16 protein-coding genes are annotated in these 20113 nt (G+C 45.8%); 15 read left to right on the top strand and 1 reads right to left on the bottom strand.

Annotated elements, in window-relative coordinates; genetic code table 11:
- The first annotated feature begins 275 nt into the window (after nucleotides 1-275).
- The 13 genes from ACYVGR_RS14640 (at nucleotide 276) to ACYVGR_RS14700 (ending at nucleotide 12980) form a co-directional block, all read left to right on the top strand.
- Nucleotides 276-635 carry a hypothetical protein gene (locus ACYVGR_RS14640; RefSeq protein ID WP_460957865.1) on the top strand — a complete coding sequence of 120 codons (360 nt, stop codon included), beginning with the start codon at nucleotides 276-278 and terminating at the stop codon, nucleotides 633-635.
- Nucleotides 636-651: 16 nt separating this feature from the next.
- The gene (locus ACYVGR_RS14645; RefSeq protein ID WP_460957866.1) at nucleotides 652-954 is read left to right on the top strand and encodes a hypothetical protein; all 303 of its coding nucleotides are present in this window, start codon (nucleotides 652-654) and stop codon (nucleotides 952-954) included.
- Between the two features lie 67 nt (nucleotides 955-1021).
- Entirely contained in the window at nucleotides 1022-1222 is a 201-nt protein-coding gene (locus ACYVGR_RS14650; protein ID WP_460957868.1) for a hypothetical protein, read from the top strand.
- The gene (locus ACYVGR_RS14655; protein ID WP_460957870.1) at nucleotides 1212-1532 is read left to right on the top strand and encodes a hypothetical protein; all 321 of its coding nucleotides are present in this window, start codon (nucleotides 1212-1214) and stop codon (nucleotides 1530-1532) included. Before ACYVGR_RS14650 ends, ACYVGR_RS14655 begins: the two co-directional genes overlap by 11 nt.
- Nucleotides 1533-1537: 5 nt before the next feature.
- Nucleotides 1538-2809 carry a hypothetical protein gene (locus ACYVGR_RS14660; protein WP_460957872.1) on the top strand — a complete coding sequence of 424 codons (1272 nt, stop codon included), beginning with the start codon at nucleotides 1538-1540 and terminating at the stop codon, nucleotides 2807-2809.
- Nucleotides 2809-3777 carry a DUF6712 family protein gene (locus ACYVGR_RS14665; protein ID WP_460957874.1) on the top strand — a complete coding sequence of 323 codons (969 nt, stop codon included), beginning with the start codon at nucleotides 2809-2811 and terminating at the stop codon, nucleotides 3775-3777. Before ACYVGR_RS14660 ends, ACYVGR_RS14665 begins: the two co-directional genes overlap by 1 nt.
- A 3-nt stretch (nucleotides 3778-3780) precedes the next feature.
- A complete protein-coding gene (locus ACYVGR_RS14670) occupies nucleotides 3781-4590 on the top strand; it encodes a hypothetical protein (RefSeq protein WP_460957876.1) in 810 nt (269 codons plus the stop codon).
- Between the two features lie 23 nt (nucleotides 4591-4613).
- On the top strand, nucleotides 4614-5147 hold the full coding sequence (locus ACYVGR_RS14675; RefSeq protein WP_460957878.1) for a hypothetical protein: 534 nt from the start codon (nucleotides 4614-4616) through the stop codon (nucleotides 5145-5147).
- A gap of 99 nt (nucleotides 5148-5246) precedes the next feature.
- A complete protein-coding gene (locus ACYVGR_RS14680) occupies nucleotides 5247-6098 on the top strand; it encodes a hypothetical protein (protein WP_460957880.1) in 852 nt (283 codons plus the stop codon).
- Nucleotides 6098-6565, top strand: a complete 468-nt coding sequence (locus ACYVGR_RS14685; RefSeq protein WP_460957882.1) for a hypothetical protein — start codon at nucleotides 6098-6100, stop codon at nucleotides 6563-6565. The genes ACYVGR_RS14680 and ACYVGR_RS14685 overlap by 1 nt, the downstream gene beginning before the upstream one ends.
- Nucleotides 6566-6690: 125 nt before the next feature.
- Nucleotides 6691-9429 carry a hypothetical protein gene (locus ACYVGR_RS14690; protein ID WP_460957884.1) on the top strand — a complete coding sequence of 913 codons (2739 nt, stop codon included), beginning with the start codon at nucleotides 6691-6693 and terminating at the stop codon, nucleotides 9427-9429.
- Nucleotides 9430-9504: 75 nt separating this feature from the next.
- Nucleotides 9505-11556 (top strand): DUF5977 domain-containing protein, encoded by a 2052-nt coding sequence (locus tag ACYVGR_RS14695; RefSeq protein WP_460957886.1) that lies wholly within the window; start codon nucleotides 9505-9507, stop codon nucleotides 11554-11556.
- 2 nt (nucleotides 11557-11558) lie between these two features.
- The gene (locus tag ACYVGR_RS14700; RefSeq protein WP_460957887.1) at nucleotides 11559-12980 is read left to right on the top strand and encodes a hypothetical protein; all 1422 of its coding nucleotides are present in this window, start codon (nucleotides 11559-11561) and stop codon (nucleotides 12978-12980) included.
- Nucleotides 12981-13008: 28 nt separating this feature from the next.
- On the opposite strand, the gene ACYVGR_RS14705 is transcribed toward ACYVGR_RS14700, so the two are convergent.
- Nucleotides 13009-15078 (bottom strand): TIR domain-containing protein, encoded by a 2070-nt coding sequence (locus ACYVGR_RS14705; RefSeq protein ID WP_460957889.1) that lies wholly within the window; start codon nucleotides 15076-15078, stop codon nucleotides 13009-13011.
- A gap of 265 nt (nucleotides 15079-15343) precedes the next feature.
- On the opposite strand from ACYVGR_RS14705, the gene ACYVGR_RS14710 reads away from it, so the two are divergent.
- Both ACYVGR_RS14710 and ACYVGR_RS14715 read left to right on the top strand, forming a co-directional pair.
- The gene (locus tag ACYVGR_RS14710) at nucleotides 15344-15916 is read left to right on the top strand and encodes a hypothetical protein (protein ID WP_460957891.1); all 573 of its coding nucleotides are present in this window, start codon (nucleotides 15344-15346) and stop codon (nucleotides 15914-15916) included.
- Between the two features lie 27 nt (nucleotides 15917-15943).
- Complete coding sequence (locus tag ACYVGR_RS14715) at nucleotides 15944-20032, top strand: hypothetical protein (RefSeq protein WP_460957893.1); 4089 nt, start codon at nucleotides 15944-15946, stop codon at nucleotides 20030-20032.
- Nucleotides 20033-20113: the final 81 nt, after the last annotated feature.

Genomic DNA, 20113 nt, shown 5'->3' on the forward strand with positions numbered 1-20113 from the left:
TTAATAATAAACTGTTTAATTGTTAATTTCTATCAAAAGCCTTCTTTTTATTTTTAATATCTATCAATCCTATTTACAACTACAGGAGAGGGGGTTATTATTACCAATCTTCGAGCAATAATAGGAACCGCTTCAGATTTAAGCAAAGTGTGATTAGTATAAAATAACTTCCTTTTTCGTTGTTTGAAAAAGCCACGGCCAGCCAGCCGTGGCTTTTTTATGCGGTAGCCGAACCTGTCCTTTTGGCTGGCCAGATCCGATGCCAGCTTTGGACTATGAACATTCTAAAAGCTATCTGGGAATTTATCAAAGGCAATTACAAACGCTTTGCCTGGGAGGTTGCGGCCATCCTGCTCTCCATTGTTGTAACCTGGCTTATTAGTCAGCTCACTGGCCAGGGAGAGCTCAAGGCCTGCCAGGATGAGCGTACCATTTTACTCCAGGAAAAGGCCAGCGCTCAAACCGTTTTAGACTCCATCAAATGGAGCAAGGTAATCAACCTCAAGGAAACACAAATTAACTCGCTCCAACATGAAAACAACCGATTACGGGAAAAGGCTGCTCTGGACTCTGCTGCTGCTCATTCAGAGCTGGAGGCTATGCGCTCAATCAACAAAAGGTACAAAGGCCACTGATAGCCTGGTGGTGGCCGTGGATTTCATCCAGAACGCTAAAAAAATTGAGGCTGATTTAGTCAAAGGAGATTGGGCCATCAAGCGAGAGGTGGTTTATGTGAGCCAGATCCAGCAGCAGCAAACCACCTTACAACAGCAGGCCGGTGAGCTGGCCGCTTACAAAGTGCAAAATGGCAAGCTGGCTGGAGAGCTGGCCACCAGCAAACAGCAAACCGGGGAGCAGGCACTTAAGACTAACCAGGCAAGGCTGGAAGTTTGGGCCATGCGGGTGGCCGTGGTGCTCTACATAGCAAGCAAAATAAAGGGCATTTTACCCTAGCTAAACCGTCCTTTCTGGAGCTGCCTGGCCGGTGCAACTTTGGCCAAGAGTTAAGCAAACAACACAGATGCAACTAGTCAAATTTATCACTAATTCAGACGGGCCAGTACGAGAGATCCACATTAACCCGGAGTTCGTCATGGACGTAGAGCAAAGCGTTACCAGGCCAGCCGATGAGAGTTTTATTACCCTCATGGATGGCCGCAATTATCGGGTAAATGTGTCGGTGGCCGTGGCCGTTAAACGCATTGCGTTAAATGGCAAGTAATCCCAAAACGATCACCCGTAGGGCCATGTTTGCCGAAATCCACCAGGATACCCTGGAGGGTGGAAAAAGCCATATTTTCTCGCTCAAGTACACCAAAAAAGATAGTACGGTAGGCTATAAGGCCAGAGTCAGAAAGTGCTCCAAAAACCTGCCAGGGGCTCAAGGCTACCGGGGCAACATCAATTTAAACCACGTGCTCCTACTGGAGAACCTGGATAACAACAATCCCGGCGGGGCACCGCAGCCATTCGAGATCTGCATTGATCTGATTCTGGAGTACAACGGCCAGCGAGTGGTGCACACGTATTAAATGCTATGGAGTGGATTAGTGATAATGCGGTATTGATACCGAGCGAAAAAAACGGCTCTTTGCTCCAGCTAGTCGATGGCCGGGATCAGGTGTATGGCTCCCGGTCGATGCTTTCCCAAAGCGGAGGGCGGGACTGGATACCCTGGGGAGATGCGGACAATCAGCCCAACCAGATGGCCAAACTGGTGCAGAATAACAACCAGATCAGGCCACTCCTGGAGGCCACCAGAGATATGATTTACGGCTCTGGCATCGGCTTTTTTGAGCGGATTTTTGAAGGCAAAACCATGCGGCTAGAGCCCTTTACGGATGCCAAGCTGGAGGATTGGGTGTATGAAACGGAGCTAACGAATTACATCATTGCAGCCATCAATGAGCGGGTAACAAATGCCAATCATTTTACCCGCTATGAGTTTACCGTGGATGGGACTCCAATGCTTTCCATTTCAGACAGTTTTACCACCCGGATAGGCCTGCCTAAAAATGGGAAAGTGGTCAACTACCTGCAAAATCCATACTTTGGCGAGGGCCGGGGGTTGGTAGGCAAAAGTGACTCGCTACCGGCGTATAACCGGAAAGATCCAACGCGGAACATAGTAAGTCTTTTTCACTCCAGAGAGCACATTAGTGGCAATCCATTCTATGCATTTCCCTCCTGGTGGTGTTCCCGCGATTGGATCGAAGTAGCCAACCTCATACCGCTTTTCCATAAGTCGGGGCTCAAGAATGGGTATAACATTAAGTACCTCATTCGGATGCCGAAAGACTATTTCGACCAGGAAGGGGGCAAGGATCTGCCACCCGATAAGATCCGGCAGAAGTGGGCAACCTTTGGCGAAAATCTCAAACAGTGGCTCTCCGGCGTGGATAACGTCAATAAGTCGCTCCTAGTGAGATACCTACGGGCCGACGATGGCAAAGCACTGGAAAGCATTGATGTGCAACCACTGAAAAACGAAATGTCCGACGATGCCTATGCGAAGGTTTGGGAAATGGCCGGGGTTTCCATCACGAATGCCGTGGGCATCCTGCCGGTTCTGGGTGGCGTTACGCCAGGCTCAAAAAGTGGCGACTCTGGGAGCCAGGTAAGAACCGTGGCCGATTATCAGCAGCATTTTAGAACACCCGTACAGCGGCAGATTTTGCTGGAGCCAATCCAGATGGCACTCCGAGCCATGAATTACACCAATATCATTCCCGTATTCAAGGAGGTACAACTTACCACCCTGGACAAGAATCCAACCGGCAAACAGGCCGTAGTTAATCATTCTGCATAATGCTAACCGCTGAGATCATTAAGAGCCAATTGGGCGGCATCCAGGCCTCCATCAACTTTAAAACCCTGGAGCCGTTTGCCAACTTTGCCGAGCGTTGGTTTACCGAGCTGGTGGGCAAGTCGCTCATGGACTACCTCCAGGAAATTACGACTCCAGCCGCTGGCAGTGATGCCGCCGACCTGCTGTATTTGGCTCATTCCTGCATGAGCTGGAAATGTTACGAGCTGGCATTTCCCCACATGAAATTTAAGGCCGGGGAATTAGGGCTGCAAAAGGTCAACGGCCAGAACGCGGTGGCCATTTCTAAATGGGAATACGTGGACTCAAAGGAGGCAAACCTGGCCATGTTGGATCTGGCTCTGGAGAACTTCTGGACGGCAATGGAATCCATTAAACCAGCGGCCTGGACGAGCTCCACGGCCTACGCCAAACGCCAGCAGGTGTTTATCCGCTCTGCCGGGGAGTTATCCGAACAAGTACCCACATTGGGCCGCAAAAACCGACTCTTTGAGCAGCTCCTGACCTACATCCGTAGAGCGGAACAAAACTACATTCGGCCAATCCTGACCGATGCCGATTATGTAGCCCTTAAAGTAAAGTGGCGAGATCCAGCAGCCACCTGGAGCGTAGAGGAGCAGATGCTGCTGGACTTCATTCGGCCAGCGGTGGCACATATGGCACTCTTTGAAGCCTACCCCTATTTACCCCTTACCCTGGATAGTACCGGCATCACAGAAAGCCGCTCGAAGGATGGCACACTGGAGCAGGTGGCTCCGAGCGATAACAAAACAGGCACCCAAAAACGGCAGCTCTACCAGGATGGTCAGCAGTTCCTGGCCGATCTCACCGAATACCTCCAGGCCACAGCCACGGCCAGCCTATTTCCCGCCTTTTACCAGGCCCAACTGGCCAAAGTGGGCACCCAACAAACCGACGATTTTACCAACGAGTCCTTAGTTATTTTATAAACCATGAACACACAAAACCAATTACCCGGCAACCAAGTAGGTGGCATAATACGAACGTTGAACAAGGATGAGCCACTGGCTCCCGTGCTCTCCCTGGAAGAACTGGCGCAACAGCTCCAAGCCCAAAAAGAAGCGCTCCAGGAGCAGGAGAATGAGCTGGAGCTAAAGATGCAACAGGCGGCAGAACAAGAGCAGGTCCGAAAACTGGAAGAATACAACCATTTACGGGAGGATGCTGCTGGATTCCGATTAACAGCCGCCAAAGAGGAGGATGAGGGGAACAAACGGATGTATGTGCAGTGGGCGCTGGATGCCGATAAACAAGCCAACCAACTGGCCAGAGAGTTAGGCCTGGCCGTGGAGGAGCCCGAAGAACAGCAGCAGGAAAGTAAAGCCGTTAAAGCCGTGGCCTCCCTGCTGAAACACCGTCTAGGTGCCATCGTACAGATCTCGCTGTTACTGCTGGCCATCTGGGTTGCCAATCACTATTTCAACAGTACCGGAGAGCATATCAAAGAGGCAAATAAGGTACTGCCAATTGAGCAGCAGATGAGCGCTTACGACGAAACATCTATCCAAAAGTTCTTTTTTGAGAAATGGGTGGAGTTTTGGGATCTGCCGGTGGGATTGCTCAAACTATTGATTATAGTGCCTTTTGTGGCCTTTTACATGCTGCCGTTTATACGTTCCCGTAAGGATTTTTTCACCGAGTTTTTTGAGGATTTAACCCCCTATCAGCGATGTTTAATAACGCTTTCCTTTATTGCCTTGTTTGTGTTACACTCGGCGTTAACGCATGGAGTCAAACCCTAAAGAAGCAGCCTAAAAAGGCTATCGTGCTGGCCACCTACCCAGCCAAACCCATTACCCTGGATGAAACGAAATTACGGCAGGCCATCTACGACTCAGCGGCCACGTTTTTAGGCCTTAAGGAGCTCACCGATCACAACGATGCCGAATGGATCAGCAAAATTAATCTGTCTAATGGCCTGCCTGAACGCTCCCTGTATTGTGCCAGCGGCTTTTATTTCGCTCATCGAATCAACGGGGTAAAGCTGCCAGTTCGGGCGGTGGGTATGGTGGCCAGTTACTTTGCCGATCCGAAAAAAATCATCTACCGACGAAACCAACGAGGCAACCAACGAAAGGGCATCAAACCCCGCCGAATGGATGCCGTTAGTTTGTACGCTTCACACATCGAAGGGCTTGCCGTGGAGGAGTGGGATATGGACGAAGAGGAGGTTTACCTAATCGGATTCAATACCACTGGAGGCCGTGGCACCGTTGGCGGCTGCTACCGGAATCGGCGCAAAAAGTCGGAGATAAAACTGATTGCCAACTGGATTACACCCTATTTACGTGGACAATGAGCGAATGAGTGAAAGAGTGATTGAGCGAATACCTTCAATAAACTAAGTTCTCGCCATTCATTCACTCAATCACTCATTCGCTCTTTCACTCATTAAAATATGCAAGAGATCAACTTTAACGGCCAGGCTAAAACACTACCCGAAAACTGGAAAGAGGTTAAACCGGAGCACCTGCCAAGACTTCTCCAACTGGTGTACTTTACGCCCGACACACCCGAAAAATTCCACCACCTACTCCAGATCCTGCTGGATATGGGTGGAAAGCAATGGAGGGCGTTAATGCGTAAACATTTCGGGCCAGGTATCCGCAAAAAAGTGAAAGAAGCCAATGCCATTGTACTCCACGAACTCATCCACCAAGTACGGTGGATGAGTAAGGAGCTCACCACAGAGAAACCCTTTCCTTTGCTCCAGTATAAGGAGTGGAGTCTACTACTGCCGGAGGAGGATTTTCTAACCATGAGCTTTGGCGAGTTGTCAGATGCCTACATTCATTTTTTAGTGTGGATCAAACAACTTGTACCCGGAGACACTCACTTAGATCTGTTAGTGGCCACCATCTGCCGACCAGAGCGAACGGGCGAGTATTGGCTGGAGCCCAATTGGAACGGCGACAAACGGGAGCCCTACAATGAGTTTATGGCCAGGGAAATGGCCAAGAAGCTCTCCGGTCTGGAGTTGAGCCAAAAGCAGTTGGTGCTCCTCTATTTTGCGGGGAACATGCATAAAGTGCTGGCCAGGTACGAGCTGTTTGATGGCGAGGGCGGAGATCCAGAGGAATACCCTGGCCAGGGGTGGCTCAAAAACCAGCACATTCTGGCCGAAAAAGGGATTTTTGGCACCATGCAACAAGCCAAAGAGGCCAATTTGCACGATGTACTTTTATTCCTGGAGGAGAACAAAAAGGACATTAAGGCAGCTAACGAACGAAATAAACGGGAGGAAAATTAATGAGCTGCACCAAGCTATTTTATGAGTTTTTTGAGCCGATAGCGGCCAGCGTTGAGGGCGTTAACACAGTGCATCAATCAGGTGGCGATAAAATGGATCGACTCCTGGCCAGGAGCACATCCGAGGATATTTACCCGGCAGTGTTTGCCTTACGGCCTAAATACGCGCTGGAGGATAATGGAGCGGATAATGTGCTAGCCTGGTTCGACTCCACCTATTACGTAATTTGCCGGGGCGAAATGGGCCAGGAGGATCTGGAAGATGCTGCCTTTGATGAGGCCGAACGAATAGGCCTGGCCATCTCCCTAGCCATCCGAGCAAACCACGGCATTACTTGCCTAGTCGATCCATCCACAAAGGTATTTATGGAGCCGATTACAATGATTACCTTAGAGGCATCATGTGGTTATGAAGTTCGTATGCGAGTTGGGTTAATGGCGAACAGTATCATCTATGCAAACAGTTAAAAAAGTGCGTTTCTATCTGGTTTGGGTTTTAGCGTTATGAACCTTTACCAAAAGTAAATCATTTGATTTTACAATCTTCAAAGATTACTACAAAGTAGCTGTACAATTATTAGATGGATCAATATATGGCAACTGCGTTCACCTATATTGCTATAAAAGTAGGTGAAAAGATTTTTGATAAAGCTTTAGATTTTGGGATTGAAAAGATCCTGCCAAAACAAAAGTTTCAAGAAAGGCTTAGAGTAGTTATTCAGAAAACTGCGGATGAGTTTGATTTAATGATGCCAGAATTGAAGACTAAACTCTTCCCTTTTACATCATCAGAAATTATTTTTTCAGAAATTATTGAAAAAGAAATTTATACTAGCAAGGAAAATTTGTTAAAAGTTGATGCATTTACTGATAATGAAAATATCATTCAGCCAGATCAAAAGCAATTAGATTTGTTCTATGAGTTATTTATTGTCAATATAAAGTCAGATACTGAGCTACGGAAGCTATATGTAGAAGAATATTATAAAGAAACAATTTTTAAGATTAATGAATCTATTAACAATTTAGGATCTAACATAAATCAAATAGTTTTAAATACATCAATCAATCCCCAACTAACTAAAAATGTTGAGAGCGAAAAGAAGTCGATGCATTACTTTAACTATCGGCTTCGTAATACTTTGTTTCTTGGGAGAGATGCAGAAATTCAAAATTTAAATGATTTCTATTATCATGAAAGTAATTTTAGTTGGTGGGTAATAACTGGGCGTGGTGGAGTTGGCAAAAGCCGTTTAGCACTAGAGTTTTGTATTCGGCTAGAGCTATTAGGTGTCAAAGCTGGGTTTCTTTCTTTTCAACAAATCAGAACAATAAATTGGAATAGTTGGTCTCCAGAAATCCCTCATTTCTTTGTCATTGATTTTGCTGCCAATGACTATAGATTGGTTAGTGAATTTATTGGAATATTAGTGAATTACAAAAAACAGGTTAACATAAAAGTACTCTTAATTGAACGTGAAATTAACGATGAGTGGTGGAAGAAGTTAAAGGGGGATTTTGACTGTAGTAGAAGTCTATATAATGAGGAACCTTTAAGTATTGGAGGACTGTCCGATGATTATCTTATTGAAATAGTTAAACAAATATCTGGAGATAAAATTTCAAAGATTGGCCTGAAAAATGAAAATTTAAAAGATATTCAGATTTCAATTGACCCGTTCAAACGTCCATTATTTTCTATGTTTATCGGAATTGCCCTTGCAAATGGTAAACACATTAGAGATTGGAATCAATTTGAATTATTAGATTTCCAACTCGATTACGAATATGGTATTGTTACTAATAAATACGCTATTTATGAAGAAAATATCTTTTATCAACATAAAAATTTGCTGATACTGGCAACAATATGTCATGGACTAAACCATTTACAATTAGATGAAATATTTTCTTTAAATATAAGCTGGCTGCCAGCTAAAAATACTTTAGATCTAGAATTATACAATTCTTTGGCAGGCAATATTGATATTAATCAAATGGTATCATCTGATAATCACTTTCAACCTAATAAAAACTATTTAATTAAAGATCCTAACCCTTATAAGCCTACAATTATAGACGATTATCCACCTATATTACTTTCACCATTGCTTCCGGATCTTTTAGGCGAATATTTTGTTTTAAAGAACGTTGAAAGTGATGGTAGGTTTATTTATAAGGATAAAGATAGACTCGATAGTATTATAGAAATTACTAATCGATTAAACTCTTATTATTATTTAAATTTTACTGGGCGTATATTACAGGATTTTCCTTGCCATAAAAAAGTATCTGAGTTCTTAAAGGATCGTTTAGCCTTCCATACAAATAATCGTGGACTAAATGGTCAACTTATTTTAACTTTAATGAGGGGTGTTTATTTTAAGCACCCAATAGAGCTTGAAGCACTTTGGAAGCATACTGAAAATTTATATGAAGATGAGAAAAAAGCACCTGCCAAGGCTGTTTTTATTGATAATCCTAATAGGGTTTATCAAGATGCAACTCTATTAATGATTTATCATTACTCTAATAACCTAGAAAGACAATTGTACTATCATGGAATTATGCGTAAGATAAGCGATGAATACCAAAGTAAAGGTATTTTCTCTTGCATTGTCAATAGAGATTCAATAGAAGAAATCGAAAGATTTACCCAGCTATTGAGTTCAGGAAAGGAAATAGATCCAAGTGAAGCAGAAAAATGGTATAAAAGAAATTTAGTATCTGACGAATTAGTTTTTCAACTTGAGGCATCCGCAATTGGTCATATTTTAAAATCATGCATTAATATTGAGAAAGAACTTTATCCTTATTACTTATTAGAAAGATTGTACGAATTATCATGTCAATTTACTGACCCAAGAATACTAAATACAACTTTGCAGGTTTGGATTGATCTTGGCACTGAAAATATTTCTTTTTTTGAGGAAAAGATAAAAACGATTTACAGTAGAATAAAAGCAACCCCACCCCAATATCAGCCGATGAATATTGAGTTAGAGAAATGTAAATTCATTGAAATTATAATTCGACATTATTTATTCGATATAAATAAAGTTAATTATTACTTCGAAGATTTAATGATACATTTTCAAATGCGAGATCCAAGTAGAGAAATAGCTTTTGCTTTTATTGAAATGGCAAAATTATCATTTTTCCTTTGTGGCTATTATTATGATTTAAAACAATTTTCAAATGGCGGATTTTATGCTATGAGAACAAAAAGAATTTCATATATTTTTGGACCTAACATTCCACAAGCTATCCAAATTTTATTAGTTCAAATTGAGCAGAAAAATATTGAAATACAGAAAAATTTGAAAATGTAATTTTCAGTATTGTATTTTTTGTCCTTTTACTTCCAGTATCAATGCCTCACCTTCGCAAGAAAGTGAGGCATTTTTATGATAGATCCGTTAAAAACAGGCCTGGTATTCCTGCCGGTGCAATTCTCCAGAAATAAAATTGAGCACGTGCTGGACGCTGCCGATACCAGTCTAGTCTCTAGGGCTGGCCTCCGTTACTTCCTGGAGGCTTTGGTGCCTACTTCTCCAGGCTCCACCACCTTTAAGCGATTGGTAAAAATGCCAGGAGCCGAAAAGCCACCACGCACAGAATTTGGCTCAACGGTGTACGAGGGCGCTTTCTTTCGATTGGATGAGCTCCTGGATGGATTCCTGGAGTACCAAAAGCCAGCAGCGGAAACGGTCGATATGTGTATTATTTCCAGCCTGACCATGCCCTATATGTTGCGCGAATCCATCCTAAATAACGGGGCACTCCTGGCTGGCTCATCCAAAGAGCTGCAAAACCAATGGGTACTAAAAGCAGGGCTCTCTGATCTGGATTTTGCCACCTGGGGGGAGGTATTTTTTACCACCTACATGAGCCAACAGCGGCCATTTTTGACCTGGCAACTGGATAACAAAGTAATCGGGGAGCAGCAGCCAGAGTACTTGTTTTACCTGCTCAATTTTTCGCCTACTCCTGCCACCATCCGGCGACGGGTGGAGATTACCTACACCGATGGCAGCGAGGAAACCCTGGATAAAGGCCTGTTGGCTGGAGGGCAAACCTACCAGGTGGTTTGTGTTCCCACAGGAGCCAAAGCGTTAGGTTTATTGGGCGGAGCCAAAACCGTGGCCAGCTATCGGGTATGGCTCACCGATGGCGAGCGCAACCGATTGAGCGAGATAAGGAGCTACATCCTGGATAGAAAGTACAGAGGGCAAGAGCGCTGGATTTTGTACTCAAATAGTTTAGGTGGGTGGGATACGCTCCGACTAACCGGGGCAGGCTCTGAAACCCTGGAAACCCTGCGAACGATGGCCGCAATGGAACGGCCTGCCGGTGCTCCTTCCGACTTCTCAGAGCTCAAGGTGGTGCACGTGGAGGGCAAACAAACCCTTTCGGTGAGTACGGGCTTTTTTGAGCGATTTGCAGAGCAGCAGCTTAAGTGCCTGGATGAGTTATTGCTTTCTCAAAACATCTACCTATTGAGTAAAAAAGGCCATCAAGCGCTGGAGCTCTTAACCACTACTCTGGTGGATGCCGAAGATGGAGCGGATCTGGTGGCCAGGAGCTTTACCTTTCAGGTGGCCGCGCCAATTCTGAATTACTCCAGCCTGCCGGTGGCCAGCCCTTCACCAGCCAGGCCCGTAGGTTGGAAAAGTATTGGCGTTGTCCAGGTACTGGATGAGTTTGGCAAGCGAACCGGCAACGGCAGGCCGCTCAAATTCCAGAAATATTACCTGGATGATAATACGATTTTTAAGCCATTGACCGAAAAGCCGAACCAGCCAGGTGACCCGGATTATATTGCCAGTTTGCCACTACCAGGCATTACGGCTGGCTCTACGCCCTATCCGAGCCAGGCCATCTCCAGAGCCACCACCTTTAAACGCACAACCTGCACAGGGGGCGATATTGGGGAGGCTGCTATGGTGGTGATTGCTGCTGGAAAGTACGGCTCTGAAATTAGCCAGGCGGAGGCCGATGCCAGAGCGGAGGCCGAATACACCAGCAAGAACACCCAAGCCTATGCCGACCAGTACGGCTCCTGTACGGTGGCTCCAGAGCTCTACACGCTGGCCGTACCCGCAGGCCAGTGGCATTATCGGGTTAATGACGCTAATCGCTTTGAGGTGGAATGGTACGAGGCAGGCGGCTCCTCCTTAAAGATTGGTAACACCTGGGATCTGCAAGGGCAAAGCCGACCCTATGTTTATCAACGCTATTCCAATGATTTAAACTTTCCCGTTTATCCAGCCGATTGGCGGTTTATCGTCTATGGTACGGCCACTAGTTCCGTTAACGTCAAAATCTACCAAAACGGCACGCTTCGCTATAATGCGAACGTAGCCATGAACTCAGACGGTTACGCGTACTTAGGCCTATCCGCTTTACTCACGCTGGCCTCAATGGATAAGTTATACTTTAAAGCCACCCAACTCTAGCCATGAGCCTGCAAATACGAATCAACGGCGAGGAGATGGATCTGGCTCCCAACATGAGCACAGAGCTGGAGCTACTCAATCCGTACCTGACATTTGAGGATGTTCTGTCCAGCAAAGCCACCATACCCGCGCTGCCGATTACGGGCAAAAACCGGATCATTTTAGGCTTTCCAGAGCAGCTCCAAAACGATGCCGTAGGGCTCCGCTACGAGTGTGAGAAGTACTATAATGGCCAGCTCCTCCAGCAAGGCGTGGCCATCCTAACGGAGGCCTCCGATAGTTACACATTCCAGGTAGTGCAGGCATTGGGTGAGCTGTTTGGTGATCTGCACACCACCCCACTCTCCGAGGTGGATTTCGGCAGTATTGCCCTACCGGCTACGCTGCTGCCGGTGGTGCAGCAGTTTGGCCGAAACGTGGCCGCTTTCCCTACTATTCTCAATCCAGATTATTACGGATCTAATGGGGCATCCATTTCCTACTCTGGCAAAGTGAATGAGTACACCGCTGGAGCCTACACAGCAGCGGGGCCAAAGGTGCCAATGCCGTTTTTAATAGAAGTCGTAAAGCGCTTTTTTGAGTTAACCGGAGTTACTATTTCGGGCTCTTTTCTAACTCATACGGAGCTGCAAAAGCTGCTTTTCTACAATACCAGGGCATTAGATGGCAGTTCGACACTCATTTTGAGCCAGCACCTGCCAGCGCTCACCATGCCGGTGCTATTGCTGGAGCTCCGCAAGATGTTTGGCCTGGCCATGCTGATAGATCCAGCAGAAAAATCCATTAAGCTGGATTTTTTAGGCGACTTTTTAGGCAACACGGCCAGCAAAGACTGGAGCGAAAAGGCCGTAAAGACCTACAAAAAACGGCCAGAGTTAAACCGGAGGCTCTTGCTCTCCAGTGTGGTAGATGGTGGTGATGGCCTGGCTAAAGACAACCCGCCAGAGCTGGCCGATTACCTAACACCCGCACTGGATGGAGAAACGGGAACCACGCCAATAAGCTGCCAACTATCCACCCTGCTAACCGACCGGAGCGCCGGACCATCCACCACAGGCCTAGCCATTACCAAACAATTAGGCCGAACGGCACAGTTTAGCCAGCTCGCCAGTAATTTTAGTCCACGACTTTTATTCTGGAATGGACTCACAGCAGGTACTCCAGTGGCCACGGCTAAATCAGGTGGTTACTCCCTGTACTGGACTGGAGCCGATGGCCTGGCTGCTAGATTCTGGCCAGCCGTGGAGGCCATGCGAAAACGGATGTACTACCTGGAGCGGCAGATGGATCTGGATGAGGTGGATCTGGCCACACTAGACTGGAGCCAGAAAGTGCACATCAATGGAGTGGATTACTTGGTTGCCAGGATTCAGGTGACACTGCCGATAAAGCAGCCAGCGCAAGTGTTGCTGGTGAGGGTTTGAGGTTAGGGGCTTTAAGTGAAATTTTAAACTATTGAGGAATTATATTTTGATATAATTCCTCAACTCTTTGTGAAAGCTCCACAAAGAGTTTTTCTTGGTCATTTTCTATCATACCGCTAATTGTATCTGATGGTGAATTGAAGCCTTGATATTGAGTAATGTAGTCGAATTTGTTTAAATTAGCTGGCTTTATAAATACGGGTAAAATAGATGCGCCTAAATCTGAACTTGCCTTAAGTAATTGCGGAAGTTCATTATTGACAATATAATCAGATGCTATAAAGTCGGCACTTACTAATAATATAGCAACTTTAGTTTGTTCCAGTGAGGTTTCAATTTCGTCATTCCATTTATCTCCAGGCTTTATTCTCTTATCAGACCAAATATCAATAAGCCCATCGCGAAACAAGGGTTTTAAATGTACTAATATCCTCTCAAGTACTGTCGAATCTTTATGACTATAACTAATGAATACTCGTTCCCGATTCTTTGGTATTTTCTTTCCTGCCATTTTAGCTATCATCTCATCTGGAGTGTTGTTTAAATAAAATAATAATTGTGGATCATCAATGACCAAATCTTTAGTTACCCTATCGTAGAATAAGTAATTATTGCAATCTACTTCTTTTTCTAATAGATTCTCAATGTGTTTGTTTGCTATTAACTTATTAATACTACTCTCAAGTTCAGGTTTAATATGCGCAATTCTTTCTAAATTAATTGAGCCATTTTCTGAAATAGCAATTTCTTTCAAAAGTTTGACACAAGTCCTATCTCTTGGTCCACCCAGTTGTGAAAAATAAAAAATAAAATTATCAAATTTCCTACTCATTACTCTCCTGACTTCCGCTATTATATCGCCAATATTGCCTTTTACTATTTTTGTAACAGGGACAGTATTATTGATATTGTCGTCAATAACTGAATGATAACAAATGAATTGTGCAATACTCAAACTTCCATTCGATAATACAATCAAGTCGCTCTTTTTTTCAAATTTAATATTTAGGGCTTTCTCGCCTTTTTCGATCAGTTCATTAATCTTTTCATTATTGACTTTACTTATTTCAAAAATATCTATTCTTGTAGTCAAATCATGTCCGAAACTAATAAGTTTCCTTCCCGTGTTTGGGATTCCTATAACAATTAATTTTTTAATAGATGTTTCAACATCAGCTAAATATTTGAGATAATTTGAAATGTAACTTTTTGAATATTCATCAAGTCTATGGAAGTCATCCAAAATAACAATATTATTATGCCACTCAGGTAGATTCATGATTTTATCAATGTCTGTAGGGTTTCTTGCGGACAAGTAGAGAAAATCAGCTTCCGTTAAATTTAATCTTTCTATAGCTTTTTTTATAGCCGTTGTTTTCCCTATTCCTGAAGGACCTTCAATAACGAGACCTCTTCCTTTATGCCTTATGGAAGCTACTATTTTTTTAAAGTTACCTGGTTCGATAAACGTAATCTTAGGTACTCCATTTAAAGGGAATACTTCATCGATATCGTAAACAGGCAAATGTCCTATATTTAGACTTCCATTACTCTCAATTATTACATTGTCAATTCCAAAATCAAAAAAATCTATATCTTTTACTATTCCATCATTTTTGTTGATATTAAATGTTGAGCTATTTCCTTCAATGGTATAATTTATGATTTGAGAAATTTGGTAAAATATCTCATCTGGACTTAGTTTTTGCCGACTACTATAGATCGGAGTTCCATTTGTTGGTAAAATTTGATATGATTTAGGTAAGACATCTCTCCAATAACAATCTCTAATAAGTATTGGAATTATTTTTACATATTCTCTATTTTTATTGGTTAGTATTAGTTCTAACTGTTGATAAATAAAATCTGAAGCTAAAAAATCTGCACTAATCAATAAAATGAAAATATTCGATTCTCGTATCTTGTCGGAAATTATATCATTCCAGTTGTCTCCTGGTAATACTGAGTAGTCATACCAAAATTCAATATCCTCTCTTCTTTTAAGAGGGTTTAAATGTATCATTAACCTATCAAATGCATACCTGTCTTCGTGGGCGAAACTGAGAAAAATTCTATTCAATTTATTTCCTAAAGCCATTGGGTCTTTATATGTTTTTAAAGGTATTTACAAAGAACTATAAATTATTATTGGTACCCTCAATTTGAGTTTTAGTAGACATTATGTACTCTGTGGGTTCCATAGATGAAGCTATTGCGAGATAATGTCTTCTAGCAAGTTAGCGAAATATCGAAAAGAATAAATTCTTAATTATTTTTTTTCGCGTTAACAACTCCTGAACGCAGACGATCTTGTCCTTTTGGCCTCCTAGCTACCGCTTTAGCTTTCCGAAAAAAGCTAAACAATGGAAGCAACCAACGGCATACGGGGAGATGCCAGAGCCGAATGGCTCACCAATAACCGAGATGCAGCCAAGATACTAGACGGCTACACGATCCAGGCAGAGCGGGCTTTTATTCAGCGAATAGAGCAGGCAGGGCTTAAGCTAACCGGCGAACTGTTAAACTCATTTCGAGCCACAGCGGCCAAAGAAGCCGGGATTTTTGTGGAGTCCAGGCTGGAGATGGCTGGCCTGTTTCGGCTCAAAGATTTGCGGTCGATGAACTACAGCCGTACACCACCACTGGTAGCAATGGAGGCTTTTGTGGAAAAGGTAGGACTCTCAAAATTTGCCTATGTACCAGGCTACCCAACGGCTCACAAAGCGAAGCCTGCCAGTGAGCTGGCCAGTGTGGAGCGCATTGCCTGGGCCATCAAAATTAACCGGCAGCGCTACCGTTCCATAAAACGGGAATACCGGGGCATATACTCAGATCCGCTCCTAAAGGATGTACTCCCCTATCTGTATCGGGATCTCTCCACGGCCAGCAATCTAACCGCTCTACGGGCCTACAAAGCTGTTTTCTCACAATCTTAAGCCCGCTTCGGCGTACCGACTCTACTAATGGTAAATTTAAACGAGGTGGCCAGCCTTACCCTCCAGCTAAACCAGGGGGATGTGGGTAAGAGTATCGACACGCTCAACTCAAAGGCCAAAGAACTAAAAACCACCCTTAAAGACATTGAAAAAGACGGAGGCAAGGGCTCCGAAAACTGGCAGAAATACAAGAACGAATTAGCCGACGTACAGAAAGCCACGGCAGCACTCAAAAAAGAGGTCGATCTAACGACGCTCAATTATGGCCAGCTAGATAACCTCATTAAGCAGCTCAATAAAGACCTTAAAACCCTCAAGCCTGGCACCGACGAATTTATTGCCGCAGCCAAACGGTTAGGTGATGCCGAGAAGCAATTTAAGGGCGTAAAGGATGAAGTTGCCAAGATTAAAGAGGGTGGTGATGAGCTGGGTAAGCCAACGCTCTGGAATAAAATAAGTACGGGAGTGGGCACGATGGCCAAAGCCTTTAATGCCTTTATGGCCCTCCAGGTGATTGGCTTTATTATCGACATTGGTAAATCCATTTTTGAGACAACGGCCAAGTTTGAGAAGTACGGCAAAGTCCTGGAAACGGCACTAGGGAGCCAGGAGGAGGCAAAGGCCGCAATGGGAGCGCTTAAGGAGCTGGGAGCCAAAACAGCCTACTCCGTGGATGAGCTGACGGAGGGTTATGTAAAAATGGTGAACCGGGGCTTACGACCCTCCCAAAAGGAAATGGTGGCCATGACGGATCTCGCAGCCAGTCAGGGTAAAACGTTCGATCAGTTGGTGGAGGCTGCACTGGATGCACAGACTGGCGAGAACGAGCGATTAAAGGAGTTTGGTATATCGGCCAAAAAGGCCGGGGATGAGGTCACGTTTAGCTTTAAGGGGGTCAATACCACCGTTAAAAACACACCCGAAGCTATACAGGGGGCCATTATTGCCTTTGGGCAAATGAACGGGGTGGCAGGCCAAAACGCCAAAATGATGGAAACCCTGGAGGGGCAGGCCTCCAATTTGGGCGATAACTTCGACAGCTTAAAAGTGGAAATTGGCGACAAACTAAAGCCGGTTTTCTCTGGATTGCTTTCGCTCATGGGCGTAGGGATTACGGTGATTCGGAACCTGGTGGGTGTACTGGCCACGTTGATTACGGGTACCGTGAGCTACTATAAAACCCTGGCTGATTTTGCGGTAGGCGCTGGTGGGGTAATGAAAAATATGGGGGTAGCCATCAAAGAGTTCTTATCTGGAAACTTTGAGGCAGCAGGCAAGGCCTGGGATCAGACCAAAGCAGCCGGTGCCAAAGTCATTACGGATGTAAAAACCAACGTAAAAGCAGGAGCTGCTGCCGTGGTGGCCATCTGGAGCGATCCAGCCAACGTACAAAAGGCTGAGTTTGCCGGGAAGAAACAGGGAGCCGCACATGGTAAAGGCCTGACCGATGAGCAGAAAAAGGCACTGGACAAACAAGCCAAAGAGGCCGAGAAAGCCCGGAAAGCCGATCTTAAAGAGCACGAAAAAGCACTCAAAGAAAGCGAGAAAGCGCTGGAAGAGCTGGCTAAACTGGAGGCTGCTGCTCACGTAGCCAGCATCAAAGACGAACTACAACGCGAGTTTGCCAAACTAGGCTCCGAGCGGGATCTAAAGGTGGAGGCCATTATGCGGGGCATCCAGGATGAGAAAACCAAGAACCTGGAAATTGCGGCTCTGGATAAGAAACTGGAGGAGGATGTGGCCAGGGTGGCCGGGGAGTTTGCCGAGAAGAAACGTAAAAAAGCCGAGGAGGAAGAAAAGGCCAAACTAGAGGCTAAAAAGTTCATTCTGGAGCAGGAGCGGCTGGCTGAAAATGCGCTACTGGATTGGCGGGAACTCACGGCCAAAGGCAATGCCAAAGTACTTGCCGATGTGCACAAAGACCGGCTCAACATCCAGTATAATGTCACGATTGAAAAGCTCAACGCGGAGGAGGCTGCTGAGAAAGCCAAAGCCGCCAGGGAGATCACCGATCAGGGCCAACTGGCAACCGCGCTTACGTCTATTGAGGAGCGTTACCGCAATGAGCGCCAACTGGCCAGCGCCAGAAACGCGGCTGAGATTGAGAAAATAGAGAAAGAGCTTAAGGAGAAGAAGAACGCGATTTGGTCGGAAACCAGTAACGCATTCGGGGCACTCTTGAAAGGCGATCTCTCTGCGTTCGTTGACCATGCCAATAAGATAGTCCAGGGAGAACAAGAGGCTTGGCAGAAACGACTCCAGGAAAATACGGAGAAGTATGCCGCCGTGGGTCAAATGGCTCAACAAGCGGCACAGTTTCTGGCTAACCTGGCACAACAACGGGCTGACAAAGAAATTGCCGAAGCCAAGCGGGAACGGGATGAGAAAGTGGCCATTTTAAACGACCAGTTATCTACCGAAAAGCTGGCCGTGGATCAGGCCACCGAGGCCATTAAAACCACTAAAGAGCAGGCCAGCGAGAACATCAAAACCATTAAGCAGACCGAGGCCGACAAGATTAAAACGCTGGAAACGCTCTACTCCCAAATGAGTAATGCTGAAAGCAAGGCCGATCTGCAAGCCGAAATCGACCGAACCAACCAGGAGGCCACCGAGAAAAAGACAGCCGCCAAAGCGGTACATGATGATGCGGTGGACAATGCGAAGGATGAGAAGCAGCAGAAAATTGACGCTGCCGAAGCCACCCGTGATGCTGAAATAGCCAGCATCAACAAGCGTACTGAGTTGGACTCAGCTACCCGGAAAAAGATGATCGAGGAAAGCAAGGCCAGGGCCGAGCTGGAGATTAAGATGGCCAAAGAGGATTTTGAGACAAAAACCCAGCTCTCAAAGGATGAATATGAGGCCAAAACTAAAGATGCCACCGACGAAGCGAAGGCTAAAATTAAGCTGCTCAAAGAGCTGGAAACGGCGGATAAGGATCGAGCCAAAGAGCTCATCCAGCAGGCCAAAGATGAGGCAGCGGCAAAGGTCAAAACCGCCGAAGAGGAGAAAGCCAAAAAGCTCAAATTGCTGGAGCAGGAGAAGGCTACCCGAATCCAGAATAAAAAGGATCTGGAGGCCGCCATTGAGGCCGAGGACAAACGCGCCAAAGCGGTGGAGGCAGCGGCCAAACTCAAGGCCTGGAAAGCCCAACAGAATGCCGATATTGCGAGCGCCGTAATCACGGGAGCCCTGGCCACGTTAAAGGCGCTGGCCTCTGGTTTCTGGCCGGTGAACCTGGTGTTTGCGGCTGCTACTGCCGTAATGACGGGCATCCAGGTGGCCATGATTAAACGCCAGCCACAGCCAAGTTTTGACAAAGGCGGATTCATTCCAGGCGGTGGCCGACACGGCTCCACCTATGGTTCTGGAGGGCTGGCCATTGTGGATCGAGCCACAGGGCGGGAACAGGGCGAAATGGAGGGCGGTGAGGCCATTATTAGCCGAGAGCAGACCCAGGCAAACCTGCCGTTTATCCGTCGGATGTTTGCCAATGCGAGAACGCCAGGCAAGCGGAGCTCACCAGTCACCGATTTTAAAGCGCCAGCATTCCGAGAGGGGGGGGTAATGGATGGAGGAGCCTGGAGCGGCAGAATGTTCCGCTATGGGGGTTACGTACCGAAACGCTATGAGGATGGCGGAGTGGCCGATTACTCCAGTGATGGCGAAGGGCCATTAGGCGGAGCCGATCAGGCCAACCAGGCACAGGCGCAAGCCGTGGAGCAGGGCAAACAGCAGCTCAAAGTGTTGGGTGAGATCCAGGAAGCCATCAAAGCCGCCGACACCAGCCAGCAGCAGGCCATGAGCCGACTGGTCAATTCGGTGGCCTACTCCCTGGATGTGTCCACCCGATCCAATGTGCAGGCAATGGATAACCTGGCCACCACCACCAAAAACGGTTTGGAAAGCCTGGCCTTTAGCACCAAAACGGGGCTAAACGGAATGGGTAGCCAGGTGGCCAGTTTAAAGGGCTCTATCAATGCCGTGGAGGGGGCAGTGTACCAGGTTCGGGATGCCGTGAACGGCACCACCAGCGCCGTTTACAACACGAACCAGGCGGGGCGTTTAGATAATCTCATAGGGGCCATTTCCGTATTTGGTCGATTGAAATAATTCGTATTTTAAATAAATGACTCACAACTGTATTGCTGTACAGTTGTGAGTCATTTTAATTTCACAGATTAATCAATAAAA

It is taken from the genome of Spirosoma litoris (assembly GCF_054776755.1).

Excerpts from the sequence above, each read along its gene's own strand:
- ACYVGR_RS14640 (WP_460957865.1), top strand. The coding sequence starts at position 276 with ATGAACATTCTAAAAGCTATCTGGGAATTTATCAAAGGCAATTACAAA.
- ACYVGR_RS14650 (WP_460957868.1), top strand. The coding sequence starts at position 1,022 with ATGCAACTAGTCAAATTTATCACTAATTCAGACGGGCCAGTACGAGAG.
- ACYVGR_RS14655 (WP_460957870.1), top strand. The coding sequence starts at position 1,212 with ATGGCAAGTAATCCCAAAACGATCACCCGTAGGGCCATGTTTGCCGAA.
- ACYVGR_RS14660 (WP_460957872.1), top strand. The coding sequence starts at position 1,538 with ATGGAGTGGATTAGTGATAATGCGGTATTGATACCGAGCGAAAAAAAC.
- ACYVGR_RS14665 (WP_460957874.1), top strand. The coding sequence starts at position 2,809 with ATGCTAACCGCTGAGATCATTAAGAGCCAATTGGGCGGCATCCAGGCC.
- ACYVGR_RS14670 (WP_460957876.1), top strand. The coding sequence starts at position 3,781 with ATGAACACACAAAACCAATTACCCGGCAACCAAGTAGGTGGCATAATA.
- ACYVGR_RS14680 (WP_460957880.1), top strand. The coding sequence starts at position 5,247 with ATGCAAGAGATCAACTTTAACGGCCAGGCTAAAACACTACCCGAAAAC.
- ACYVGR_RS14685 (WP_460957882.1), top strand. The coding sequence starts at position 6,098 with ATGAGCTGCACCAAGCTATTTTATGAGTTTTTTGAGCCGATAGCGGCC.
- ACYVGR_RS14690 (WP_460957884.1), top strand. The coding sequence starts at position 6,691 with ATGGCAACTGCGTTCACCTATATTGCTATAAAAGTAGGTGAAAAGATT.
- ACYVGR_RS14695 (WP_460957886.1), top strand. The coding sequence starts at position 9,505 with ATGATAGATCCGTTAAAAACAGGCCTGGTATTCCTGCCGGTGCAATTC.
- ACYVGR_RS14700 (WP_460957887.1), top strand. The coding sequence starts at position 11,559 with ATGAGCCTGCAAATACGAATCAACGGCGAGGAGATGGATCTGGCTCCC.
- ACYVGR_RS14705 (WP_460957889.1), bottom strand. The coding sequence starts at position 15,078 with ATGGCTTTAGGAAATAAATTGAATAGAATTTTTCTCAGTTTCGCCCAC.
- ACYVGR_RS14710 (WP_460957891.1), top strand. The coding sequence starts at position 15,344 with ATGGAAGCAACCAACGGCATACGGGGAGATGCCAGAGCCGAATGGCTC.
- ACYVGR_RS14715 (WP_460957893.1), top strand. The coding sequence starts at position 15,944 with ATGGTAAATTTAAACGAGGTGGCCAGCCTTACCCTCCAGCTAAACCAG.